Origin of the sequence: Paenibacillus glycanilyticus (assembly GCF_023715145.1) — a bacterium.
In the GTDB taxonomy this organism is placed as follows: Bacteria; Bacillota; Bacilli; order Paenibacillales; family Paenibacillaceae; genus Pristimantibacillus; species Pristimantibacillus glycanilyticus_A.
Window position 1 is genome coordinate 338183 of record NZ_JAMBNP010000004.1, and the last position, 24068, is coordinate 362250.

General features: G+C 48.6%; 24 protein-coding genes. 6 read left to right on the top strand and 18 right to left on the bottom strand.

The genetic code is table 11. The annotated features are described in order from the left end of the window. Positions 1–69: 69 nt before the first annotated feature. On the bottom strand, positions 70–1104 hold the full coding sequence (locus M3194_RS13995) for a LacI family DNA-binding transcriptional regulator (RefSeq protein WP_251654689.1): 1035 nt from the start codon (positions 1102–1104) through the stop codon (positions 70–72). A 265-nt stretch (positions 1105–1369) separates the two neighbouring features. Between M3194_RS13995 and M3194_RS14000 the strand changes: the two genes are divergently transcribed. Further along, positions 1370–2134, top strand: a complete 765-nt coding sequence (locus M3194_RS14000; RefSeq protein ID WP_251654690.1) for a glycerophosphodiester phosphodiesterase — start codon at positions 1370–1372, stop codon at positions 2132–2134. Positions 2135–2290: 156 nt separating this feature from the next. On the opposite strand, the gene abc-f is transcribed toward M3194_RS14000, so the two are convergent. The 8 genes from abc-f to M3194_RS31665 all read right to left on the bottom strand — a co-directional run bounded on the left by abc-f (position 2291) and on the right by M3194_RS31665 (position 9874). Continuing rightward, positions 2291–4042: a ribosomal protection-like ABC-F family protein gene (gene abc-f, locus M3194_RS14005; protein ID WP_251654691.1), complete on the bottom strand. Its 1752-nt coding sequence runs from the start codon at positions 4040–4042 to the stop codon at positions 2291–2293. A gap of 372 nt (positions 4043–4414) precedes the next feature. Continuing rightward, positions 4415–5263: a protein phosphatase 2C domain-containing protein gene (locus M3194_RS14010; protein ID WP_251654692.1), complete on the bottom strand. Its 849-nt coding sequence runs from the start codon at positions 5261–5263 to the stop codon at positions 4415–4417. A gap of 162 nt (positions 5264–5425) precedes the next feature. Further along, the gene (locus M3194_RS14015; RefSeq protein ID WP_251654693.1) at positions 5426–6091 is read right to left on the bottom strand and encodes a hypothetical protein; all 666 of its coding nucleotides are present in this window, start codon (positions 6089–6091) and stop codon (positions 5426–5428) included. Next, positions 6088–6909: a hypothetical protein gene (locus M3194_RS14020; protein WP_251654694.1), complete on the bottom strand. Its 822-nt coding sequence runs from the start codon at positions 6907–6909 to the stop codon at positions 6088–6090. Before M3194_RS14020 ends, M3194_RS14015 begins: the two co-directional genes overlap by 4 nt. Before the next feature lie 71 nt (positions 6910–6980). Beyond that, positions 6981–7697: an aldo/keto reductase gene (locus M3194_RS14025; protein ID WP_311290901.1), complete on the bottom strand. Its 717-nt coding sequence runs from the start codon at positions 7695–7697 to the stop codon at positions 6981–6983. 35 nt (positions 7698–7732) lie between these two features. Further along, complete coding sequence (locus M3194_RS14030; protein WP_251654696.1) at positions 7733–8323, bottom strand: DUF3221 domain-containing protein; 591 nt, start codon at positions 8321–8323, stop codon at positions 7733–7735. A 111-nt stretch (positions 8324–8434) separates the two neighbouring features. After that, complete coding sequence (locus tag M3194_RS14035; RefSeq protein ID WP_251654904.1) at positions 8435–8935, bottom strand: P-loop nucleotide/nucleoside kinase family protein; 501 nt, start codon at positions 8933–8935, stop codon at positions 8435–8437. A gap of 618 nt (positions 8936–9553) precedes the next feature. Next, entirely contained in the window at positions 9554–9874 is a 321-nt protein-coding gene (locus M3194_RS31665; protein ID WP_397334321.1) for a VOC family protein, read from the bottom strand. A 147-nt stretch (positions 9875–10021) separates the two neighbouring features. Here M3194_RS31665 and M3194_RS14045 point away from each other — a divergent pair, with 147 nt between their 5' ends. After that, complete coding sequence (locus M3194_RS14045; protein WP_251654697.1) at positions 10022–10210, top strand: hypothetical protein; 189 nt, start codon at positions 10022–10024, stop codon at positions 10208–10210. Here M3194_RS14045 and M3194_RS14050 read toward each other — a convergent pair. Next, entirely contained in the window at positions 10190–10801 is a 612-nt protein-coding gene (locus tag M3194_RS14050) for a TetR/AcrR family transcriptional regulator (RefSeq protein WP_251654698.1), read from the bottom strand. The genes M3194_RS14045 and M3194_RS14050 overlap by 21 nt on opposite strands. Positions 10802–10874: 73 nt before the next feature. Beyond that, positions 10875–11555 (bottom strand): protein kinase family protein, encoded by a 681-nt coding sequence (locus M3194_RS14055; protein ID WP_251654699.1) that lies wholly within the window; start codon positions 11553–11555, stop codon positions 10875–10877. Positions 11556–11814: 259 nt separating this feature from the next. Here M3194_RS14055 and M3194_RS14060 point away from each other — a divergent pair, with 259 nt between their 5' ends. Beyond that, positions 11815–11970, top strand: coding sequence for a hypothetical protein (locus tag M3194_RS14060; protein WP_251654700.1), 156 nt, complete (start codon positions 11815–11817; stop codon positions 11968–11970). A 216-nt stretch (positions 11971–12186) separates the two neighbouring features. On the opposite strand, the gene M3194_RS14065 is transcribed toward M3194_RS14060, so the two are convergent. After that, positions 12187–12948, bottom strand: coding sequence for an SDR family NAD(P)-dependent oxidoreductase (locus M3194_RS14065; RefSeq protein ID WP_251654701.1), 762 nt, complete (start codon positions 12946–12948; stop codon positions 12187–12189). 309 nt (positions 12949–13257) lie between these two features. Between M3194_RS14065 and M3194_RS14070 the strand changes: the two genes are divergently transcribed. Further along, entirely contained in the window at positions 13258–13437 is a 180-nt protein-coding gene (locus M3194_RS14070; protein ID WP_251654702.1) for a hypothetical protein, read from the top strand. Between the two features lie 600 nt (positions 13438–14037). Here M3194_RS14070 and dgoD read toward each other — a convergent pair. The 4 genes from dgoD to M3194_RS14090 all read right to left on the bottom strand — a co-directional run bounded on the left by dgoD (position 14038) and on the right by M3194_RS14090 (position 17576). Continuing rightward, on the bottom strand, positions 14038–15186 hold the full coding sequence (dgoD, locus tag M3194_RS14075) for a galactonate dehydratase (RefSeq protein ID WP_251654703.1): 1149 nt from the start codon (positions 15184–15186) through the stop codon (positions 14038–14040). Between the two features lie 480 nt (positions 15187–15666). Then, entirely contained in the window at positions 15667–15927 is a 261-nt protein-coding gene (locus tag M3194_RS14080) for a LysR substrate-binding domain-containing protein (RefSeq protein WP_251654704.1), read from the bottom strand. A gap of 72 nt (positions 15928–15999) precedes the next feature. Next, positions 16000–17238, bottom strand: coding sequence for a glycosyltransferase family 4 protein (locus tag M3194_RS14085; protein ID WP_251654705.1), 1239 nt, complete (start codon positions 17236–17238; stop codon positions 16000–16002). An 86-nt stretch (positions 17239–17324) separates the two neighbouring features. Then, positions 17325–17576: a YolD-like family protein gene (locus tag M3194_RS14090; protein ID WP_251654706.1), complete on the bottom strand. Its 252-nt coding sequence runs from the start codon at positions 17574–17576 to the stop codon at positions 17325–17327. Between the two features lie 199 nt (positions 17577–17775). Here M3194_RS14090 and M3194_RS14095 point away from each other — a divergent pair, with 199 nt between their 5' ends. Then, positions 17776–19197 (top strand): catalase, encoded by a 1422-nt coding sequence (locus M3194_RS14095; RefSeq protein WP_251654707.1) that lies wholly within the window; start codon positions 17776–17778, stop codon positions 19195–19197. 88 nt (positions 19198–19285) lie between these two features. Here M3194_RS14095 and M3194_RS14100 read toward each other — a convergent pair whose 3' ends face one another. Further along, positions 19286–21976, bottom strand: a complete 2691-nt coding sequence (locus M3194_RS14100) for an alpha-L-rhamnosidase (protein ID WP_251654708.1) — start codon at positions 21974–21976, stop codon at positions 19286–19288. 181 nt (positions 21977–22157) lie between these two features. Here M3194_RS14100 and M3194_RS14105 point away from each other — a divergent pair, with 181 nt between their 5' ends. Further along, complete coding sequence (locus M3194_RS14105) at positions 22158–23030, top strand: AraC family transcriptional regulator (protein WP_251654709.1); 873 nt, start codon at positions 22158–22160, stop codon at positions 23028–23030. A gap of 114 nt (positions 23031–23144) precedes the next feature. On the opposite strand, the gene M3194_RS14110 is transcribed toward M3194_RS14105, so the two are convergent. After that, on the bottom strand, positions 23145–24020 hold the full coding sequence (locus M3194_RS14110; protein WP_251654710.1) for a glycoside hydrolase family 43 protein: 876 nt from the start codon (positions 24018–24020) through the stop codon (positions 23145–23147). Positions 24021–24068 lie beyond the last annotated feature (48 nt).

Sequence of the window (24068 nt, forward strand, 5' to 3'; positions counted from 1 at the left end):
AACCGTTATATGCGTATTAGAGCAAGTAAATATCTGTTGCAATTGCCATATCGTAAGGAACGGCTACCTTTATTTGCCGCTAGCGGCAGGTGCAGCGCAGGAGCCGCGAATCGAGAGCTCCGTCGGAACAAGCACCCGCTTGGCGCTCTTCTGATCCGCGTTCAGCTGTTCAAGCAGGAGTCGCAGCGCTTCAACGCCAAGCCGGTCGGCATGGAGCCGGACGCCGGTAAGCGGCGGTGAGAATTCCGGCGAGAGCACGGTATCGTCGCTGAACGCGAATACCGACAGCTGCTCCGGAATGCGCAGCCCCATCTGATCCGCCGCTTTGTATACGCCGAGCGCCATCATGTCCGTATCGGCGATGACCGCCGTAATTTCCGGCGAAGCCGTCAATCTGGCCAGCGCCGCCTCGTAACCGAAGGCGTGCGCAGACTCGCCCTTAAGCGGCTTGTGCAGGATCAGCTCGGGCTTCGGCTGCAGGCCGGCGAGCTTGAACGCGCTTTTGTATCCGAAGCTGCGATCCACCGATACCGTTCTCGAAGCCGGCGCATTGAGAAACAGGATTTCCGTGTGCCCCAGTTCGATTAAGTAGCGTGTGACCTGTGCGGCCATGCCGACATTATCGTTATCGACGTAGCTTACCCGCGCTTCGTATAGCGCAGGCGGGCGGCCGATGATCACGATCGGTACGCCGCTCAGAAGCCTCTCCTCAATCCTGCCGTCCGATTCGATAGGGTCCAGCAAGATTTCGCCATCCACCGGATCCGAAGAAATGTTCTCGACTTGACTGAGGTAGGCCGGCGACAGCGCATTGACCAGCAGGCGGTAGCCGTTCTCGTAACAGACGCGCAGGACGCCGTTAAGTAAAGAGTGGTGAAACTGACCGAATTCCAGCGATTCGCCCCTGATATTTAATCCGAGTATGCGTGTGGATCGGTTCACGAGGCTCCTCGCCCAATAATTCGGCTTGTAGTTTAGCGTTTTAGCCGCAGCAAGAACGCGCTCAGTAACCTCTTTGCTGATTGGACGCTTCTTGCTGAAGACGCTCGAGACCGTTCCTTTGGAAACGCCGGATGCTTTCGCGACGTCGTCAATAGTTGCCAAAATCGTTAAACCTCGCTTTCTTCCGTGATACCGGACACGCTGTTAAGCTTAAACCGGTTTTGTAAAATCTATTTAAGAATGATGATTAGTTATTGTAAATATCGATATTTCGTTACAAAGTCACATTTATTCGAATAAATTCAGGAGAATTCTTAGGCATTTAGGAAAAAAGTAGCATTAAACCGCTTTAACAAAACGTTATCTTTCAAAGCGAAATCATCATGGTACAATGAATGTCATCTTCAGACTGAAAGGGATGGATAGGATGACAAGGAGAACGATTTTCAACGGCATGCGCGGCATTGCCATCGGCGCTCACCGGGGCGCTTCGGCTTATGCGCCCGAGAATACGATGGCTGCTTTCGATCGCGCCTTGGACTGCGGGGCTGATCTGATCGAGCTTGATGTTCAACTGACGAAGGACGGGGAGATCGTGGTCTTTCATGATTTGAATACGGGCAAAACAACGAACGGGCATGGTCCGTTAAGCGACTATACGCTTGCGGAGCTGCGCGAGCTGGATGCAGGCTCCTGGTTCTCGGAAGCCTACGCAGGGCAGCGCATTCCAACGCTGGCGGAGACGCTTGCTTGGGCGCGGAATCGCATATGGCTCAGCATCGAGATGAAACAGGCAGCGGATTGCGAGGATCTTACGCTAGCCCATCGAACAGCGCTGCTCGTTGCCGAGCATGGCATGAACGATCAGGTGCAACTGATGTCGTTTCAGCACAGGTTAGTGAAAGCGGTGCGCGACGTGAATGCGGAAGTTCGAACCGCGCCGATCTGCGGGCAATGGGTAGAGCACCCGATCGAGCTATTGGAAAGCCTGCAGGCGCAAATTTTCAATACGCCATTGCAGCATCTATCCGCGGAACGAGTTGCCGAGCTGCGTGAACGAGGCTACTACGTATACGGCAGCATGTCGGACGACCCTGACGTATTCGCCCGCCTGCAGGCTATTGGCGTCGACGCCATGGATACGAATATCCCGGACGTCATGCGCGAACTTCGAGTGCACGTACGACAATAACAACGGTTGCGCCTGCCGATAACCAGGCTGATTGTACTAGCTTCCGATAGTTGCATAGAAGTTCTTGTCCTTAACAACGGGACAAGAACTTCTGTACAAAAAAAAGCCGCAACGCGGCTTTTAGATATTTTTTGTCCTGCGATCTGGCAGATCTACTCATGTCCTCAGCTGTTTCTTCCGGGCGAGAAGCTGCTTATACTCCTCGTCCAGCTCCGCATACCGAATGTCCGTTGGCTTCAGCAAGCTTAATTCCCCAAGCACAAACGCCAATTTATTTGCGATAACCAGCTTCTCCTCTTCCAACTGCTGTTCGTTCGCCCCGCTTGCTGCATGTACGCCTTCTGTCCGCTCGCGAAACGCCTCGAAGCCGGATTCGATCCGCTTAATACTGCCACTCTGAAAAACAAGCAGCTTCGTGCAGATTTTGTCAATCAAATATCTGTCATGCGATACCACGATCAGTGTTCCGCGATACTCCGATAACGTTTCTTCAAGCTGCTCGCGGCTAGCCAAATCGAGATGGTTGGTTGGCTCATCCAGAATGAGCAAATCCTGCTCGCGCATCATAAGCTGCGAAAGCTTGATCCGCGTTCGTTCACCAAGACTTAGCTGCGCAATCGGCTTATGGAGCATAGAGGCATCGAAGCCCATATTGGCCAGCAGAGTCCGCGCTTTTCCCACATCGCTGCGAACCTCATGGCTCTCCTGCAGCAGTTCCAGCACGGTGCCTTGCTGATTGAGATCCGATACGTCCTGCGTCAGATACGCCACATTGGCGGTTGGACTAATCCACAGATTACCGGAGTCTACCGATTTCTGGGCTAGCAGCATTTGAATAAGAGTTGTTTTTCCGCAGCCGTTAGGCCCAAGCAAGCCGATTTTCTCCCCGCGCTGCAAGTAGAAGGAGCTATCGGCAAACAAGGAGCGGCCGTCATACGACTTGCCAATCCGCTGCGCTTCTACAATTCGTCGCCCGCGTTTGTCCGGCTGATCCCAGCCAAAGGACACCTTTGCTTCCTCCTCCGGCTTCTTCACGCCTTCAAGTTCAATCTTTTCCAGACGATGGATGCGGGATTTTATTTGCTTATCCATGCTTTTGGCTTTGCTGCGGTAGAATTCCTTCACTCCCGCTCGCATTTCTGCCATTTTCCCAACCTTGCCGGCTTCGCGATGCGATTTCGCTGACCAGTTCTTCAGCCGATTGATCTCCGCTTCAATCTTCTGCTCGTATTTCTGCTGTTCTTCATGCGCATGCAGTTGACTCTGGAAACGGCGGGATCTCTCCTCCCGATAGAACGTATAATTGCCGGGAAAAGACGTCGACACGCCATCTTGCAATTCTATAATCCGGTCCACCGTTTGATCCAGGAAATATCGGTCATGCGAGATTACGATGGTTGTTCCGCTAAATCGCGCAAGCTCTTGAACGAGAAAATCAACGCCGTCAAAATCCAAATGATTCGTTGGTTCATCGAGCAGCAGGATATTCGGCTTCGAGGATAAAATATGGGCGATTGCCAGCTTCGTCTTCTCTCCTCCGCTCAATCCCGCTAGTCTCGCTCCGTCCCACTCCTTCACCTTGTGCAAGCCAAGATGACTTGCGGTCCGCAGAAACAGTTCGGTTTCGCGCGGCTCAGCTGAGGGATCCAACATCATGCTTAAAGTACTTACGGTATACGAGGTCGACTGCAGTAAATACCCGATGCGCAGCTCATCCTTGTGGAAGGTGAGCTTGCCTTCGTCAGGCCGAATCGTACCGAAGATCAGATTGGCCAGCGTTGTTTTGCCTGCCCCGTTCATCCCAACCAAGCCGACACGCTCTCCGCTTGCCAGATCGCCGTTTACGTTCACGAGCACATTCGTGTCTCCGTAGCTTTTTTTAATTCCGCGTAAAGTTAATATTGTCATTCCAATCACCACTTCTAGTTTAGTTTAACAACTGACATGGGCTATGATTGTCGAAGACAAAAAAACCGCAGGGCGCGCCTGCGGCTAAGGATATGCGGATATAGGCATAGCGTGAAAACACCCCAAATAGACACCAACAAACGGCATCAATCAAGGTGGCAGGAGTATTCTCCAATGGACACACGTATCCTAATCCGCTCCGCGCAGAGGCTGAGCTCTCATCACTTATCGTCATTATCGAAAATCATGATCGACAGGAAATTAGGTCCACATGATGTCTGATTGGATACCTCCTACAACTTTCAAGATACCCCATTATAGCATGACGATATCACGCTTGACATCCCTCCGGCTGTAAAAGAAACCTAAAATTTAAAAGCTGATTACGATTGCGGTCTTGTCATCCGATTTCTTAAAGCGGATATATTCCATACACTCGGGATCGCTTTCTTCAAGTTCTATTAACTCTTCTGTATAAAGTTTGATGCCCCTGTCCAACATTCTATGCGCAACAAAACTCCAATACGAACTCTGTTCGGGTACGATATTCATTGGCAAAAACAACCCATCGGTCATCAAAATGATATGTTTTATACCTGTCAGATTGATTTTACCGTATTCAAAAAATCGAACTGCATTCTTCTCCCCATTCAGGACTCCGTAACCGCCATCCGTATTGGACTGATAACGGTTCTTTCTTATGATATCAATAACGGTCTCATGAAGCTCTTTCCGGCTTTTCAGGCCCTTGTTTATTCCTTCCTGCCATTTAGAGAATGCCGGAGCTTCCAAGTGTGAAACTTGTTGCCATGTTAAGGGGCGAACCTCCTCATTATCGTACACGGCCAGAATCATGCAATCTCCTGTCTGGATGAACTCTACGCCATTATCCTGTATATGTACGATTGCCAATGCCGAGCCCCAGAGCTCTTCTTTTTTCTCCAGATCGATATTGGCGAGTTCCATTTGTTCTCTAAGAAGATCATTAACCAGAATTAGGTGATCCTTTAGACTTCCAATTTCAGTAATCGATTGGAAGTATTCCTTGATCAAATTCGACGCAATAAAACCACCCGTTTCATTGTTCGAATTTAAATAAGGCACCAATGAAGATACGCCATCCAAAACTCCGTACACATTTGCTTTAGGAAGAGTAATAACGGCATCCTCGTTAAGTAATCCAATGCCTTTCCGGCTAATCGCATCATAAGTCATATTCATAGTGTCACTCCATTCTCAAACGGCTTAAATAACTGTCACCTACTTTACCATACATCCCGCTTCAAGTATTGAAGCTTTACTCCCCTTTAAATCTCCTAATAAACAAATAAAGCCAAATACCATGGGTACTTGGCTTTATGGTTTGCTTCTTGCAAGGATGGATTACAGCTGCTCGGTTACGGCAGGCTGTCCATTTGAGTGCGCTTCGAAGCCTTCCGCAACCGTGTCCGGGGATGGACTGAAAGAAATCTCTAGACCAGCTGTTCGCAGGCCGCGCGATACTTGGATACAGATGACCAGGAAAATCATGTAAAGGATAAGCGTCGCTAAGCTTAGAATAACAAAAAGCGACTCGCTCAGCACTTCGGCACGATTGACGACATTATTTAAACCATTGGAGGTTAGCATGAATAGGAGAAGCGGTGCGGCCAAGCTGCATAACCAACGCCCTTCCTTCTTAGCGCCCTTCGTTTCTTCCAGATAACACCTGCCGATCCTTCTGTAGATAGACGGTATACCGTACAAATTGTACACGGGGATCAACATGCAAACGAGCGCTTGTCCCGGTGAACGCGCGAAGCTCGGGAAGAGCGCGTTCAGATCCTTATGGACAAGATAGATCCAGATGAGATAGATGATGATGACGATATAGTACAAGATAGTGGATACAATCTCGACGATGCCGTAGATCCCGTAAACATAGTCTGTGAAAGCCTCATAACTTAAGGCATACACGACGGAACTGGCACAATCGACAAACGCGACTCCAACCAGTACCCCTAACAATATTTTTAATACGCTTGATAGCAACTCTGACTTCAATTTCAAGGTTTGTTCACGCTCCGGACATAAGGATTAGGTAGCTGCTGCAAAAAAGCAACGGCCTCCTCCAAGGTTGCTACAGGGACAATTTGGAGTTTCAAATTCAGTTCTTCAGCGGTCTGTTCCGCCTCTTCCTCGTTGCTGATTCCCAGATAGACGAACGTCTCCTTATCCTTTGGGACGAAGAAAATATCCGCACCCGCTGTCTCAGCCGTACGGAGCTTATCGCGAATGGCGCCTACGGAGCCGACCGTATGATCCTCGTTAAGCGTTCCCGTACCTGCAATAATGAGCTGTTCATCTTTGGAATAATCCTTCTTCAGCGCTTCCTCCACCAGCCCGATCCCAAGCATAAGACCGATGGAATCCCCATAATATTCCGAAGTTTCTTCGATTAATTGCAGAAGCCGTTCATCCCGCTGATCTTGCGTCGTTGGGGCGGACGTCAAATCTGTGGCGGAATCAATAGCATGGTAAATCGTCTCATTGCGCATGTCTTCCTCAACGCCCAGCATTGCGCTGAAATCGTCTTTGGCCGTGGAATTGACTTTGGTGAATTCGGCTTCCGGATCAAGAAGACCAACTGAATATTTCTCGTAGAGATTACGCGTAATGCCCTCCTGAACATATACGAAGTTAACGCTGCCACCTACATCAATCTCATGCACCGGAACGATCTCGCCCTGGGTCGTAAAGCTATAGTACCGGGGCCAATAAGCAAAGACGGCGACGGAAAAAGGAATGAGAAGCAACAGCGCCACAATAATCCAGTGGCGGTATGACTTTCGACTGCCCTTGTTGGGCATTAGGGGAGTTTCACTCAACTTCATAACCATCCTATATGCAGAATTCGAATGACACTTATGGGCTCTTCCAGTTTAACTATTATTTATAATTAAGTCTCATCGTCCAGTAAGGTGAGGTAAGCGATCTCCGCCTCAGTAAATCGCACCTTGTCCGCCTTTAATGAATCCTCAAGCTGATCAAGGCGATGCAGATGAAGCAGCTCCTCGTCCATCACAACCAACGTACGATCTTCCATTGCTGAGGGATCGACCGAAGCCAGACTCCACATCGGCTGGTTCGCGCTGAACGATTGCAATCCATGAGATTCGGCATAGAGCTGCGCCTCTTGAATCCTGTTCGCAGTCCAGTTGGAACAACCAAAATAGCGAATCTTCCCCTCTTTAACAAGGTTATTCAAGGTATCCAGGATCTCACCCGCATGCCGGTTTCTATCGTCGCGATGCAGCCAGTACAAATCAATCGTATCCACCTGCAGTCTCCTTAGGCTTCCGTCAACGTCCTCCGTAATTTCCTCACGGGACATGCGAGAGATCTCCATTGTCGGCAATCGAGGATGCGCTCCTTTAGTCGTCACAATCAAGTTATTGCGATTACCTCTGGATTTCATCCAGTTTCCAATCGTGCATTCGCTGATGCTTTGCGTGCCTGGCAGCCAATTCGCATAGACCTCTGCTGTATCAATCATATTGCCGCCGCTTGCGACATAAGCGTCCATAAGCGCAAAAGATTCCTCTTCATCTAACGAGCTGCCTAACGGAACACCGCCTAATGCGAGTTGTGAGCTCGTGAGATCGGTTCCTGCAATCTATATCCGTTCCATACGCATCCGCTCCTCCTTGTTCAATCTATTTTATTGATCCCATCCGCTTTCCCCTGGGCAGGATAAGAGAGATTAATCATACCGCCGGCGACGGTTGCCTTTACATGGTCGCCTATCGCAACCGCATCGTAATTAGCTTTTTCTACTGTAAACCAAATGGCATCTGGCTGAGCGGATTTCAGAATTTTGCTGAGCGACAATTCGAAATCTACTTTATCACGTACAATTAAAACCCTGCTATCCTCTTTCGCAACTACATAGCCCTCCTCGTAATTCCAAGGGTTTACCGTTTTGCTGTACCCGACCGGCTTGTTCGTATCACCATCAACAAATACAAGTATAGGTCCTGAGATTCGATCTTTATCGGATTCAAAAGATACTTTATACAAATTCGCTGTTTCCGTCCTTTTGCCCCCGCCTTTTGGAATAGGCATTTCGTTCACATTCGTTGCTTCAACAACAGCCTCTTTCCAATTGGCTTGAACTTCCTTTTTGTCATCAGCGGATAGGCTCTTCCATGCCGATTCGCGTATAACCTCCGCATTGTCCGCCTTCGAACAACCAGAGCTGACAAAAAGCAAGAGGGCTAATACGATTACGGTCTTATACAATCCGATCCCTCCTGGATTTGAACCATTTCGATATCTTACGCGTTAGCTAGTTTAGAAGTGTCAGAACATCTTTCGTATTCGCCATTGTCACCTCCTCCTGGATCTGATCATTTATAGCCTGATCTTTAATTGCTGGCATAAGGACATAAAGCTCTCATCCGCCGATTGATTTGCGGTATCAATGACGATGTGATCTCTGTCCCAGACCTCGTATTGTCGATTCCTGACCTGCTCCCAAGTCGGCAGGACGAAATTCGGGATATCTGCTTCACGCCTTTCGACTCGATGCCTATGTTCGCGTTCGTCAGAGCACACCACTTCAATTTCTACAAAAGGAGCTCCTAGAGATACCGCCATGTCACGCCAGGCTTGACGAGTTATTTGTATGGGATTCACCGTATCTGCGATTACGTCAAGACCCAGCCGGAGATTTTGTGAAGCTATGGCATAACAGATGTTGTAACCCTCAGGTCCGTCAACGCTCGATCCAGCATCCCGCATGGCCTGCTCCACGACATCGACCCGGAGATAGGCAGCCTTTATTTCTCTAGCCAAAGCCGATGACAGCGAGGTCTTCCCCGTGCCCGGCAGCCCTCCGAATATATAAAGCATGTGACTCAACCCCTTCAAATATAGTTCCTAGCTCCTTGTTCGCTTGAGATTCTTAGCCGATTACACGCTGCAATTTAACGGAATTCCGTTTCTTCCGAAAAAGATTTTGCGTTATGTAGTACCCTATAAGTATATCAATTGAATTTAAGATGACGTCATCAATATCTACTGCTCGCATTCCCAGATCAACGAAATACATGAGCAACTGAACATATTAGGTCTGGGTATGAGCCAGATTAGATATCAAAAACCAATCTCATCAAAATAGAACCTCTTTCTTCCTGATACTTCCAATGGTTAGACGTTTATTCAGCATATATGTTGCGTAATAGTTACCTCAACTACTATGAAACAAAATGAACCGCACACCAGTGCGGTCCATTTCTATTTCTTTAATAGCTTTATGATTCTGACTAATCCCCATATTAGTAAAACAATAAAAACCAAGACCAACAATTGCATAATAAGATTTGACCAGACGATGTCCAAAATTCATTACCTCCGTTTCGTTACATGTCTACTTTTACTATGAAATGAAAGCAGGTACAAGTGACCAACTTCCCATTTATAACCGGTTTCTTTGCATAAATGTTTACCGTATAGGGGAAAGCGTTAATTCTAATCATGAGAAAGGATGTTGATAAGCTTGCCAAAAGGATCCCGGACGTAGAATCGTCGAACGCCCCAAGGCTCATCCGCTGGCCCATATTCAATCGGGAATCCTGCTCTCTTAATGCTTCCCAAAGTAGCATCGAGATCATTGACTTCAATTGATAGATCAGGCGTAGGCGTACAGTCAAAATCTTTTATTGATGTCCATTTCCTTTTTCTATTAACTGCATACTTTATGTACTGTAATTCTATTAATGATAGGAGGCCAATAAATGGGACTTCGTTTTCGTAATAATACCAATTTAACCGTGAATATTGCCTTCGCATATTACACAACAAGCTGTAATGATGGCAATGGTATCCCCTTAATACTTTGGCCCAGTTGGTATGAAGTTGTAGGTTGATACCAAATTAATCCAGGTCAAACGGTAGGGGTATTGATTGGGGCAGTCAACAATCGAGAGATCTACTACTATGCTGAATCTGCAGGCAGGAGTCTTATATGGTCAGGCGTTAACTATCTTACTCTACCGCAAACCGCTTTCAGACTTTGTGGCGGGGCAGGTTGCTGTGCTGCTCCGCTTTGCAGAAGAAAAACAAAAAAGCTTGATTTCTCAAGCTTCGTTATCGCTGCTATGCGCATCACTGGAGACCCTTTATTAGACTATCAACGAATTTCTCGCTTGCTCTCCCAATGTCGTAGTCGGAGTCTGAAAGACACCAGGTAATGAAGGCTCCCGTCAGAAAAGAATATACATAGTTCACGATCTCTTCTACGGATAAGTCATTTCTGAATAACGACCGGGATCTCCCCTCTTCAATGGCTTCGAATAACAGCTCCTGCTCGATGCAATCCGAGAAAAAAGAAGGTTCTGTTGATTTCTGCGACAAGTTGATTACGAACGTGAGCTTTGTCAGCTCTGCGCCAACGATTAGCGGAAAACCCAAAGCAACCATCATAAAAGTTTTAAGTTTAATTACTGGAGAATCATCTAGATTCTCACGCATATACTTCCCAAAATGCTCGTCCATGTACTCAGACATATCGTCTCGGTACAGCTTCCTAACGATGTCCTCTTTGGATTTATTGTAAATATAAAATGTTCCTTTAGATATTTCGCACTTTTCACAAATTTCGTCAACCGTAACGTTGTTATACCCCTCGGCCAGGATGAGCTCCTTCGCAACGGCGAATATCTTTTTCTTCGTGGCTTTCCCCTTTAGGTGCCGGCTTGTTTCTTTTTTTTCCTTCATCCCTAGTCTCCCTCCACAGGTAGAACTATAACGCATGTGTTTTTGGTTAGTCAAAAACTCGCCTTTCAGCTAATCATTTGCGTTTCCCAAAGAAAAGCTGGCTGACACGTTTAGAGAAATCTTCGATTCCAAAGCTAGCCGTATCAATCCGGTTATACCAATTCGTGATCGTTTCCAAAATCCATAATGGCACCTTTACTTCGCTAATAAGCGGATAAAAATGCTTGTACGTCCATACCAAGTGTTCCCAGCGGCTGTCGTTTCCTTCCTTGATATATTCGGACACGTCAAGGACTTTTCCCCGCCCCTCTTGCAATAGAACGTTTTTCAAATGAATATCCCTTGGGTTCAGTCCCCGGCTACGGATAAACTCGCGGGCATTCTCAACGTCTTGTATCACTTGCTCGTTAACGCGAACACCTTGCAGAAGACAATCATATAAAGTAATTCCTTGTTCGAAACTTAAGACCAAATAGTTATCTCCGGTTCCGTAACATTCAGGGAAATACGGCGATCCCGATAAACGTTTGTATATATCAAATTCCACTTCCTTTTTCTCTAATGCCTGAGCGGAATACACTTTATAGGCGTAATTGGGGGTGTCGGGGTAATAAAATACCGCAGCGTCCGTTCCTATGCCGATGCAGCGTAAATCCTCTGCATAACCAATGACGGAAACAGGCTTATTGTTCTCGTGTCCAATGACCTCAACATTCTTTAGAGCTTCCTCAACTTGTTTCCAATCTGCAATCATGGACATCTGCTCCTTCTTGTTTGGGATGATTTACGTCGAAGGGGTCGTTTTCTATCTCACGCTCTCACCTGACTACTTCTAGTATCTACGTTTACCAATGATAACTGTTGCAACTATCCTGCCCTTAACTTTAACAAATAAGGCAGCTGATCTTGGATCAGCTGCCTTATTTGTTGTTCTAAACGGTTTGATTCAATGTCCAGCCGTCCGGGTATTGAAAGGATAAGAATTACAAAATAAATCGAGGACGGTGATCCGAATGTCCGTTCATCAGGAAAACTACGAAGAACGCCATATCGAGAAAAGACAAGAACCAAGCCGTGTGGCATCTACATTTATCAAATACCTTGCTTATGTAATTATTACGTTTGGCGTGCTGTATTTCGTGGCGAAATACATCCTTCCAATATTCTAAACGAGGTTCTGAACGATCATCATTCGTGTGATAGGAATCATTCCATAATACTATTCTTCGTTATGGAATAAATGCCTGCGTGATTTCTCAGTTTGAGTCTCGGGACACACAACGAATAGAAAAGCGGTTCCAGGCGGGACCGCTTTTCCTATCTATGTTCTCTAAGTAATTAAGGATTTTAATAAAAAATAATAAGACCAAGCCTACGTATAATACTTAAATCGTTGGCATGACATTGCCGCCGTTAACCGGTATATACGCTCCCGTAATGAAGCTCGCCAAGTCCGAAGCCAGGAAAGCAACCGCGTTTGCGATCTCCTGATCGGTGCCGCGTCTCTTAAGCGGCACGCGGCTAATATAATCGGCGCTTTCATCCATGCCGTTCGTGCGTTCGCGTTCGCTGATCGTCCAGCCCGGAGCGATCTGGTTGACCGTAATTTGATGCTCGCCGACTTCCTTCGCCAGAATGCGATAGATGCCGTCCATGCCCCTTTTCCCCGCCACATAAGCCGACTGCGTCGGGAAGTTCTGCATGGAGCACTCCGTGTTGATGCCGATGAAGCGTCCGCCTTTCTTCTCGATCATGGCCGGAATAAAGGCCTTCGCCAGATAAACGCTCTGCATGACGCAGGAATCGAATTGGCTTGCATAGTCCTCTGCCGGCTGCTCCAGCACGGAAGTCCATTTGTACTGCACGACTGCATTCGCCACAACGATATCCACGTGACCCAAGCCAGCTTCTACTGCCTGCTTCAGCTCCGAGATGGATTCTTGATTGGTTACATCGGCTTTGACAGCAATAGCGCGCCTTCCGAGCGACTCGATCTCTCTTGTTAATTCAATTGCCTTTGCTTCATTACTATGGTAATGCAAAGCAATGTCGGCCCCGCTCTCCGCAAGCGTACGAGCAATGACTCGGCCAAGCTCTCCCGTTGCTCCGGTAACCAGGGCTACTTGTCCAGAAAAATCAATATTCATGTCTTCGTTCTCCTTGTCCGTTAGGATTTAATGAGAAGATCAATTGCAAATATTCCTGTATCTTCAAGCTCTCTACGCTCCTTAACGCATGCTGCGTGCGAAGAGACTCGATATACAAAGAATAGTCGTCCTGGCTCATAAAATCAATCGGGAGTTGCTGAAGATTGCATCTTACTTCTCCTGATCCATAATCTGATCTGGATAGCTTGGTGCAATAATAATACGGTTTAGTGCATAAGGACATTGATTAATTACGAGAATAACAATGAGCATACAATATCCTAGGAGAAAAGGAGCGTCGCTTCGTTCATGTCAAATAAAAAGAACTACTACGCATTCGAGGATGCATCAGGTACTTCAATTGAATTTCAAGCCACCAGTCTACAGCAGGCCATGGTCATTAAGAAAAATAAAGCTCAAGAACTCGGGATTCCTAAAGAAGCTTTTGAGCTGGTGAGCATTCACAAAAAACAAGGCCAGAGCGAATAACGAAACCTCCTCAAGACTAACTACTAACGCTCCTCCTTGTGCTTGCCATTGTTTTTAAAGCATAAAAGAGCTCCGGCACCGGAGCTTTTTTATGTGTGTACTGCTGCTATCCGTTAATTACTTTTGCCAGATCCTCCAATGCGCCAATCGTATATTCGGGCTTAATCTCCTCCGAGATTGGTTCGGACCTTCGGTTATAAAAACAAAAGTCAATCTCAGCGTTCTTGGCTCCGTTTATGCGTAGCTTGAAACTGCTGAATCGTTTCCTCCGCTCCGGGCTCAAAATAACAGGTATTGCAAAAGTGATGCCAATAAGTCGCAGAAAGCTTCTCATAGGCGGAATCATTAAGGCTTATCGTATCGCGGAACGAATGAAACAGAACCTCTTCAATGGATCGATGAGGGCCCACTTGATTGACAAAGTCAATCCAATGCCTGAAGTTATGCCCTAAGTAAGTGTTCCAAAACTTACTCCAGCTCGCTTCATCATCGAGATTCAGTTTATGCTCGCGTACAGTCCTCTTCATACATTTCGCTTAGCGAATAATCAAGCAGCGTGTTATCCAAATCAAATAGGATGGCTTTATATTTCATAACCTATTACCACTCTGCGATGCTTCCGTCCTGATGGCGCCATACCGGGTTTCTCCAGTTATGCCCGACTTCCGCCATTTTTCTAACATGCTCTTCGTTAATTTCAATCCCGAGCCCTGGTCCTTGCGGAATGGTGACATGACCATCCTTATAGTCAAATACGGTTGGATCCGTCATATAGTCGAGCAGATCGCCCGTCTGGTTATAATGAATGCCCAGGCTTTGCTCTTGGATAAAGGCATTATGTGCGGTAGCATCAACCTGCAGACACGCTGCCAGAGCAATCGGCCCAAGCGGACAGTGCGGCGCCAGCGCTACGTCATAAGCTTCCGCCATTGACGCAATTTTCTTGCACTCGGTAATGCCGCCCGCATGCGACAAGTCCGGCTGAATGATGTCTACAACCCCGTCGCTTAATAGCTGCTTGAAGTCCCAACGCGAGAACATCCGCTCGCCGGTAGCGATCGGTATTGAGGTATGCTTGGTCAGCTCTTTTAACGCTTCATTGTTCTCCGGTAACACCGGCTCCTCGATAAACATCGGGCGGAATGGCTCCAGCTCCTTCGCGAGAATCTTGGCCATAGGCTTATGAACCCTGCCGTGGAAGTCGATTCCGATACCAAGCGATGGTCCGCAAGCATCCCGCACGGCGGCAATCCGGGCAACGGCTGCGTCAATTTTGTCGTAAGAATCGATATATTGAAGCTCCTCCGTGCCGTTCATCTTCACCGCCGTAAAGCCTGCGGACGCGATTTTTTTCGCTTCCTCCGCGACTTCGGCAGGCCGGTCTCCGCCAATCCACGCGTATACGCGCATCGTATCCCGGCAGGCGCCGCCCAGCAGCTGATAAATGGGAGCATTATAGAATTTCCCTTTAATATCCCACAGGGCTTGGTCAATTCCCGAGATGGCGCTCATCAGAATTGGACCTCCCCGGTAAAATCCCGAACGATACATCATCGACCAATGATCTTCAATCCTCATCGGATCTTTGCCAATCAAATATTCCATTAATTCGTGGACGCAGGCTTTCACCGTTTCTGCGCGTCCTTCTACGATCGGTTCTCCCCACCCTGTTATTCCTTCATCCGTTTCAATCTTCAGGAACAGCCAGCGCGGCGGAACTTGGAACAATTCATAGCTTCTGATTTTCATAATGTCCTCCTGGAGTGTATCGTTGAATGAAATGACGAGCCTGAAAGCGGTCACAATTACTTCGACGCGGCTTTCTCCCTAACTTATTCTTCATAGACAAGGCCGTTTCCCTCCCCATGTAGAAAACAAAGAAAAAAACGTGCTCGTCCGGCACGTTTTTTCGTTTACGACTACTCTTTAATAGTTAATCATATGGGCGACGACCATCAGAACGGCCCCGATTACAATTCACATGCACATAAGCGGCCAGAAGAACTTGACCCATTTCTGATAGGGAATACCTAATGCTTAAGATTTTTTATGGCCTACGTTCATTTATTCCCAATAAAAAAACTCTGCTTCAGATTGGAAGCAGAGTTCTCTATTCTTCATGCTCGGTTTTCATAAAATCCACGAATCTGTCAACGATCGCAAGCTCGCGCGTATGCTCCCGATACAGCATCCAGGTATTCCTCCGAATCGGCTCGCCGTTCTTCAGCTTTAGTTCAAGCGAATACAGCCCGTCCTCGGAAGTGACGAACACGCCAATTGATCAAGCACAATCGGTTCGCGGGAGATCAGACAGATAGGCTCGTCATGCAGCAGCTGCCGTGCCTCCTGCCAGTTATAATTCCCGCGCACGATTCCGATATGAATGTCCTGCTCCGTCAGCTGGTCCAGAATTTCCGAGCTTAAGGCACAAGTCACGTTGAATTGTAATTCGGGATACAGATCATTGAATTTCCGCAGCAGCGGCGGCATATAGTCTTTCCGCCGCTTTGGTCAAGATTTGCTCCTCCTCTACGTACTGCAAAATAACCGCGTCCTTGTCATTCAACCTGAAACATACCCCTTTGCGTTATTTGCTAATAATAGATTAATCTCTCCGCATAGCTTCACCCAATCGAAATGCTCCCGGGCATCCTCTTGCGTGCTATGGCACACCTGTTTAAGGCGCTCCTGATTCAAGCAAGCCTCGATTAATCTTTGCGTTAATTCGATAGGGTCGCTGGCGGCATGAACGGAACCGTAGTCCAGATCCCGATGTTCTTTTTTGTATTCATCATCCAACAGATCAAATCTTCGTTCATGCCTAGTAGCGGCTTCCCGGCTCGATTCGATATCCGAGACGAGGAGATAACAGCCGAAGGTCTTAGCCTCGGACACAACATGGGCGGAAGCTTCGTAGAACGAGGGCAGCGCAAAAATTTTCGCCCTGCGATACAAGGCTTGAAGCTGCTGCTTGTCTCGAACAAACCCCGTTTGAATGATTCTTCCCTCCAGCTCCGGATGCGCCTGCAGCAAATCGTTCAATTGAGGCCTAAATGACTCCTCTACCTTCCCCGCCAGAACAAGCTTCCAGCTTGCGGGTATGTACGGAATCGCCTGTTTGAATGCCTCCAGCAGTTGATCCGTGGCTTTAGCAGGATTGCCTAAACGGCCAACGGTCAGAATCAGATCATCTTTTTGTTCAAAAGTAACGGAGGATTCTATTTCCTTGCCAAAAGAATAATAACCGTTAGGAATATAGGATATGGGAACAGACCATTTCTGTCTGATGTATTCGACCATGGATTCGCTGCTGATCAGATCGCACTGCTGAAGGAAATGCGCAAAATAATCGCTAACCGGAGTCCGGTTAATCCAATGAATATTGGCATCCAGCTTCAAGTACGCTTTACTTGAAGGTCTAAGCTTCTTGAAACGGTCAACCGCCGCATAATAAAAGGGATAAAAACCGAATAGGAATAACACGTCAATCTCAGCTGCATGATCTTCTATGTATTGAACCAAGTCATTGCTGCAATCATGGACATTGGCTCCAAATATCGTTTCAACGGCTTGATCGGGATGATAATGGAATGCGGGTTCGAGATAGTCGAAATCCACTTCCTCTTCATACAGGCTGAGGGAGGGCCAGGCCACTAATCCATCGCTTGGCTTATAAGTTACGTATACCGCTTTGTACCCGTAATGCTTCTGCATGATGTACGGAATAATTCCCACATCCTTCGTCAGAAGTTCGTCCGTTAAGCATGGTGCCAGCAGATAAAAGGATTTGCGATCCCCCATGAACACACCTCTATCCCGATAGGCACGTTAATTCCCTGTACAAAACGTTAGATCCTATGTTCAATTTCAATTGATTATACCCCGTCTTAATCTCTCGGGTAACTCACGCTCATAATATCCATGAACGGTACTTTATCCAGCCCCGCGGACGTCTCGACATGCACTCTTCCCGTCCTTGAATCCATGGTTTTGATGATGCCTCTAACGGGCTCTTCTCTTCCCCATATCGTCAGCATAATGGTTGAAGCTTCATAGAAGGCTTCGCTTAATTGATTTCCAATTTCCTCTAGCACAAACTCGTCTCGCGTTGGACGTTTCGGCACTTTTGCTTTAGCCATAATGGAATATTTACCTCCCGTTTCACCTTACAGTCGTTGTCCAATCATAACACATCCTAACGTCGTTGAAGTTCATTTCAGGATAAAAAAAGCTGCCAAAAATAGCCGCGGCAAGGAATAGGCAGCAGGCCGAAGCATTTTACTCTAGTTAAGAGAATAAACATAAAGTTGGATAGATTCTTGAAACGGAGGTTGAAGAATGGATAATAATCAAGCATTTCCGGAAAACAATGCTCCAAAGCCTGATCAGAAGGCAGGCAAAAAAGAACCTTCCTACGGTCTGTCTCCGTCGCAATGGAATGCCATTGACAGTCCGCCCACGCTGCATTCGCAGACCGTTGGCGCAAGAGGCCCGATTCTCGAGCAGGACAGCGTTCTGCATGAGACGATGGAGACCTTTATACATAATAAAATGTTGGAGAGACCTGTACATGTCAAAGGCTACGGGGCTTTTGGCTATTTCCAGACCGTTCACTCCATGGCTGCCCACACCAAGCTTTGCTTTTTGCAGCAGCCCGGGTATCAGGTGCCCGTTACCGTAAGATTCTCTCTTGCGACAAGCAACAAGGGCACTCCGGATACCTCCCGCAACGTGCGCGGATTCGCCACCAAGTTTTACACCGATGAAGGCGTCATGGACCTGGTATTTAATCATATCCCGGTGTTTCTGGTCAGAGATCCGATCCGCTTTCCGGAATCCATTAATGCCATGTCGCCTTCGCCGATTAATAACTTGATGGATCCCGAGCGATTCTGGAGCTTTGTGGCCAGAGCGCCGGAATCCACTCATTTTCTGCTGTGGCTGTATTCGGATGCCGGAACCGTGAAGAGTCTGCGGCACATCCCGGGCCATAGCGTGAACACGTATGTCTGGAGGAATGCTCAAGGCGTCCGCACCTATGTCAAATACCACTGGATTCCTTATGAAGGCGTCCAGTATATCGACAGGCATGAAGCTGCCGAGCTGAGCTGTCAGAATCCGGATTATGCCGGTCAGGATCTGTACGATACGCTGGCATCCGGAAAAACAATAGAGTACGGGCTGTACGTGCAGTTAATGGATCCAGCGGATGAAGCAAGCCTGTCCTATGACCCGCTGGATGACACAAAGCTCTGGGATGAGGACAAGTACCCGCTTCTGCCGGTCGGCCGACTGGTTCTGAACAAGAATCCTGACAATTACATGGAACAGGTCGAGAAGCTTGCGTTCTCCCCTTCGAATCTGCTTAACGGAGCCGAGTTATCCGACGATAAAATGCTGCAAGGACGCGCAAATATATACGCGGATTCTCAGCGGCATCGGATCGGACCGGATTTCCGCAAGGTGCCCGTCAACCATCAGGCGGATTGGACCCCCGGATCCATGCAGACCAGCGGTAATGGCAGATATGTGGAAGGTCATCTCGTGCGGTCCGAGATTCCGAAGCCCGATGATTTCTCGCAAGCCGGTGAGTTCTATGACCGGTTGCAGCCCGAACAGAAGGATCATCTGGTCGAGAATCTGGCACATGATCTCGCGGCCGCTGCTCCGGAAACGCTAAGCACGGTGCTTGGTTATCTTAGCAAGGCATCCATCGAATTAGGCGAGCGCGTAGCCAGGCAGATTCATTCTCAAACTTAATAGGGAACAAAAAAATCCGTCCCTTGTCGGGTCGCTGCCGAAAATCAGTCTTTCGTCAGCGACCCCCATGGGGACGGATTTATTTATTTTACACGGTAACTTTAGCCGCAGTTAGAATACGGTAGATTCCCGAACCAAGCGTAAGTACAAGCTTGCCTGCCTCTTCTTGCGAAGAAAGCACGCCCGGCGCTTGATCAATGCTGAATCCATTTACCGAAAGAGCTGCTGGAGCTGTTCCCGGCAGATTTACTTCCGCGGTCGTATTAGGCGGAATTTCGAATTCATAGATGACGGCCCCGTCTGCCCCGGTGCTCCAGCCGCTGCGAATTAAGCCGTATACCGACTTATGCGAAGCTTTCGCATAAGTTAAGCCCGAATCCGTATGCGGACGGAAAACAATATGCTTATAGCCTGGCTGTGACTCATCCAAATCAAGCCCGGCAACAACCCGATACAGCCATTCCCCGATCGAACCGTAAGCGTAATGATTGTAGGAATTCATATCGACACTCCAGAAGCTGCCGTCGGCTTTAATGCCATCCCAATGCTCCCAGATCGTAGTTGCGCCTTGATGAATGGAATACAGCCAAGATGGATAATCCTCCTGCTGGACCAGCTTAACCGCCACATCATGGTAGCCGTTCTCGGTTAATACATGGCATAGATACGGGGTACCGACAAAGCCAGTCGTCAGGTGGAATTTCTGCTCCTTCACGTATTCGGCAAGCGTTCTTGCCAGCCTCTCGCGTACCGGACCTTCCACAAGACCAAACATCAGCGGCAGCACATGCGCGGTTTGAGTATGGGCGGCAAGTCTTCCGTTAGCCGTAATAAACTCCCGTTCGAACGCGTTGATGATTCGATCGTATAATTCGCCGTATGCTTTGGCATCCTCCGTGCGGCCAAGCACCTCTGCTGTTTTGACGAACAGCTTTGTTGAGTACGCATAGAAGCAAGTAGCGATCAAGTCACGAGGCGTAGCTCCCACGTAATCGCCTTCCTTGGCATCCAGCCCCAGCCAATCGCCAAAGTGGAAGCCGGTATTCCACAAATACTCGTCTTGCCCTTGCTTGCGCATGTACTCGACCCATGCCTTCATGCTGTCATATTGCTCTTCAAGCACACGTCTGTCTCCGTAGCTTAAGTAGACGACCCACGGACAGATAACGGCTGCATCTCCCCATGCCGCGGAGGAGTAAGAGCCTTCGTCCAGGACATGAGGAACAACGAACGGCACTCCCCCGTCGCTTCGCTGATCGGCCTTCAAATCCCGGAGCCACTTGGTGAAAAACGGGGCAATCCCGTAGTTAAACGCTGCCGTGCGAATAAACACCTGTGCATCGCCGGTCCAGCCGAGCCGCTCATCCCGCTGCGGACAGTCCGTCGGCACGTCGAGGAAGTTGCCGCGCTGGCCCCATGTAATGTTTTGCTGCAGCTTGTTTAATAGAGGATTTGAGCATTCAAAGCTACCCGAAGGCTCCATGTCGGAATGAATAACATGACCGGTGAACGGCTCCAGACGCAGCGGAGTTTCCTTCGGCCAGCCTTCAACCTTGACATAACGGAATCCTTGGAAGGAGAAATGCGGTTCGTATTCTTCTCCGCCCCCTTTGCAAACATAACGAACCGTTTGCTTGGCTTTGCGCAAATTACCGATGTAGAAATTGCCTTCCCGATCCAAAACCTCGGCATGCTGAAAGGTAAGGGTTGTGCCCGCTGGGAGGTCCACTCGGATATGAAGGCGTCCGACCATATTTTGTCCCATATCCAGCACGGTTTCACCCGAGGGGGTCTCAATAAGCGCGACGGGCTTAATCCGTTCGGTTATGCGGACAGGCTCATTCTCCTGCATGACAAGAATCTCTTTCGTCTGCGCAATGACGCTGACTGCTGCGGAGCCCTTATCATCATAGCTAGCTTCCGACCAGCCCTGGATCTCCAGACGGGCATCATAGGTTTCGCCGTGATACAGCTCCGACATCAGAATCGGGCCGGTAGAAGCGCGCCATGAAGGATCGCTGACGACCAGCTCGGAGGTTCCGTCCTCATAATCAATGTGTAGCTGAAGCAGCAAAGCTCTTGTATCGCCGTAAATACTCTTCTGATTGTTCCAGGCCAGATCGCCCTTGTACCATCCGTTTGCGAGGGCGGCACCTATCGCGTTACGCTCTCCGGCAAGGATTTGCCCGGTTACATCGTAAGCTTGCACCTGTAGCCTGCTGGAATAACTCGTCCAGCCCGGCGTGTACTGCCAATCGCCAACACGTTGTCCGTTAAGCTCCAGTTCGTACAATCCCAATGAGGTAGCATGGATGGTTGCCCGGCTGATGCCGCTTCGCGCGTGAAATGCCGTGCGAAGGAAGAAGATCTCCTCCGCTTGCGGATTTATAGCAGCGCTGTCCGGCGTAATCCAGGCTGCCTTCCAATCGGAGGCTTCCAGCAGTCCCATTTCCCAGAATGCCGTCTCGCTCCATTCCGATTCGCGGCCTTTGTTATCCCATGCTTTTACCCGGTAGTGATAACGACCTCTCGCTTGAAGGGCTTCTCCCCCGTATTCCACCAATACGGATTGTCCGGATTCAACACGCCCGGTATCCCATACAAGCGCATTCTCATCCACACCTTCAAGGCCACGGGAAACCTGAATCTGGTAAGCCTGCTGCATGACGTGAGTATCCTCGGTTTGCAGCTGCCAGCTGATACGCGGTGTCCGGACGCCAAGACCAATAGGATTGGATTGATATTCACAACGCGGATTCGTTACTTGTAACAAAGTCATATTCGAATTTCCCCTTCCAGCGTCTTGTATGCTCATGAGCATCTTTAACTAGATTGTAGGCTATGAAAGGGCAACTTTCAGGGGATGATTCGGACAATTTAATAGGTGGATCTGGACATCTTGCAAGCGATTACGTACGATGGAGTCAGCCTAATTTTTATGGCTGGGAGGGGTTAGTCCGATGAGCATTAAACGAAGCACGTATGTCATGTCCGCCATTTCCTTTTTCGAGCCGGGGGTTCCAATCTATGTGAACCGTGCCTATGAAAGCTTTGATATGGATGAACATTCCCATGAATTTGTCGAGATTACTTACGTCAGCGAAGGCGCTGGCGTTCACTATATTGCCGGCGAGACTGTCCCAGTCGAGCATGGCACGTTATTTTTCATCCCCGTCGGGCAAAGTCACGTGTTTCGGCCCAAGACTCCCAAGAAAGACCGGCCGCTAATCGTCTACAACTGTCTGCTTCCGGCCGCGTATATGAACGAATTGCGGAGCGTATTTCCGCAGGCTTCGGAGATCTATGATTGTTTTGCCGACGAGAAGTTATCCTGGTTCTCGGTTAAAGATGTCACCGGCGAATATCATGCGATGTTCCGCGAGCTGTATCAAGAGTTCTCGGCAAGACCACCCGGCTACCTGGTTGTTCTCGCTTCCCTTGTCATGCGGATCTTAACAGGACTCTACAGGCATAAACTTCAGATTGAAGCTCCCGCCGGAGAACGTCCGCAATGGTTAAGCGTCGATGAAGCGATTACTTATATCGACAGCTACTATGCCACCGGGCTGAAGCTAGGCGAGCTGGCTGCGCAAGCAAGATTAAGCGAAAGGCAGTTCAGCCGTTTATTCCGCCGACATACCGGAATGAGCTTTGTAGAATATGTGCAAGGGATACGCATGGATGCCGCATGCCGGCTTCTGACCTCCAGCCGCGGCAGCGTGGAAGACATCGCAAGCGCAGTCGGTTATGCCGATCTCAAATTCTTCTACCGTCTGTTCAAGAAAAAAACCGGGGTTACCCCCCGGCAGTATCGAGATTCGATGTTGCAATAGCCTATATCTTCTTCAATTCTCTCTTATTCGGAACGAATCTCCGTCATCAACAACCTCATACAGCTTGCAGCGGGAATCCGGCATTCGGAACGGCGAGTGCAAGATGAGCTTCCACTAGCCTTCGAAATCTTGAAATAACATGCCGTGCCCGCTGTCTTCATAGACTAACGGCTCCAGCTGCTCCCATGGTCCTTCCAGCTTGCCCGATGTTGAACGGGCAATCGTCTGAACATAGCTGCCCTTATCATACGTCGACCATAACATGACCAGTCGATTCTCCTTGGTCCGGTATAATTGGCAGCCATCCGTGACATAGACGGATTCTGAGCCGTCAGCCGGATGCTCCCCGTTATCCCAAGGGGCTTCCGAGCCGTTGAACAAGTGAATCGGATCGGAAGCCCGGTCGGTCAGATCGTCCGTTAACTTTACCGCTTCAACTGTTCCGTCAGCCGTCTGCACCCATTCATGACAATAGACCAACCACGGCTTGCCCTCTTCGTCCACATACAAGGAGCCATCCAATGTCATATGCTCTTGCGGCGGCACCGGGGCATCCTGCTTTAAGATCTCAAATGGACCTTCTAGCGAATCGGATACCGCTATTACGGAACCCCGCCATTGAAGCGGGTAACCTCCGTTCCCCTGCCCCTCCAGCTTCCTGTCGTTATTGTGCAGCGTTACGAACAGATAATAACGGCCTTTATAAGCATGGACCTCCGGCGCCCATGCGCCATGCTTCGGATTTGCCCATATTCCGTCAGGAACGCGAAAGACTACATAGGGTCCTTCCCAGTTAACCAAATCCTTGCTCTTATAAGTTAGAACGCCATACCGGTCGATGCCATGAATTCTTGGGCCTCCGCCCGTATACAAGTAATAGGTTTGCGTATTCTGATCGGCCACGATAAACGGATCATGCGCCGGAATATCGGCCAGCTGATGACCTGCGCTTGGGTTTGCAACGTCTGAAGCGGTGTTATACACGTTCATATCAACAATCCCTTCCTATTGGTTGTAATCCTTATGAACAGTTCTTGA

Bases quoted from the DNA above. Each gene is read 5' to 3' on its own strand.
- M3194_RS14085 (WP_251654705.1), bottom strand. From the start codon at position 17,238: ATGGGGGATCGCAAATCCTTTTATCTGCTGGCACCATGCTTAACGGAC.
- M3194_RS14090 (WP_251654706.1), bottom strand. From the start codon at position 17,576: ATGGCTAAAGCAAAAGTGCCGAAACGTCCAACGCGAGACGAGTTTGTG.
- M3194_RS14105 (WP_251654709.1), top strand. From the start codon at position 22,158: ATGAGCATTAAACGAAGCACGTATGTCATGTCCGCCATTTCCTTTTTC.
- M3194_RS14080 (WP_251654704.1), bottom strand. From the start codon at position 15,927: ATGCCGCCGCTGCTGCGGAAATTCAATGATCTGTATCCCGAATTACAA.
- M3194_RS14100 (WP_251654708.1), bottom strand. From the start codon at position 21,976: ATGACTTTGTTACAAGTAACGAATCCGCGTTGTGAATATCAATCCAAT.
- M3194_RS31665 (WP_397334321.1), bottom strand. From the start codon at position 9,874: ATGCGAAGGCAATATTCACGGTTAAATTGGTATTATTACGAAAACGAA.
- M3194_RS14000 (WP_251654690.1), top strand. From the start codon at position 1,370: ATGACAAGGAGAACGATTTTCAACGGCATGCGCGGCATTGCCATCGGC.
- M3194_RS14070 (WP_251654702.1), top strand. From the start codon at position 13,258: ATGTCAAATAAAAAGAACTACTACGCATTCGAGGATGCATCAGGTACT.
- M3194_RS14010 (WP_251654692.1), bottom strand. From the start codon at position 5,263: ATGAATATGACTTATGATGCGATTAGCCGGAAAGGCATTGGATTACTT.
- M3194_RS14050 (WP_251654698.1), bottom strand. From the start codon at position 10,801: ATGAAGGAAAAAAAAGAAACAAGCCGGCACCTAAAGGGGAAAGCCACG.
- dgoD (WP_251654703.1), bottom strand. From the start codon at position 15,186: ATGAAAATCAGAAGCTATGAATTGTTCCAAGTTCCGCCGCGCTGGCTG.
- M3194_RS14035 (WP_251654904.1), bottom strand. From the start codon at position 8,935: ATGCTTTATATATTCGGAGGGCTGCCGGGCACGGGGAAGACCTCGCTG.
- M3194_RS14110 (WP_251654710.1), bottom strand. From the start codon at position 24,020: ATGAACGTGTATAACACCGCTTCAGACGTTGCAAACCCAAGCGCAGGT.
- M3194_RS14045 (WP_251654697.1), top strand. From the start codon at position 10,022: ATGCTGAATCTGCAGGCAGGAGTCTTATATGGTCAGGCGTTAACTATC.
- M3194_RS14065 (WP_251654701.1), bottom strand. From the start codon at position 12,948: ATGAATATTGATTTTTCTGGACAAGTAGCCCTGGTTACCGGAGCAACG.
- M3194_RS14060 (WP_251654700.1), top strand. From the start codon at position 11,815: ATGTCCGTTCATCAGGAAAACTACGAAGAACGCCATATCGAGAAAAGA.
- abc-f (WP_251654691.1), bottom strand. From the start codon at position 4,042: ATGACAATATTAACTTTACGCGGAATTAAAAAAAGCTACGGAGACACG.
- M3194_RS14055 (WP_251654699.1), bottom strand. From the start codon at position 11,555: ATGATTGCAGATTGGAAACAAGTTGAGGAAGCTCTAAAGAATGTTGAG.
- M3194_RS14095 (WP_251654707.1), top strand. From the start codon at position 17,776: ATGGATAATAATCAAGCATTTCCGGAAAACAATGCTCCAAAGCCTGAT.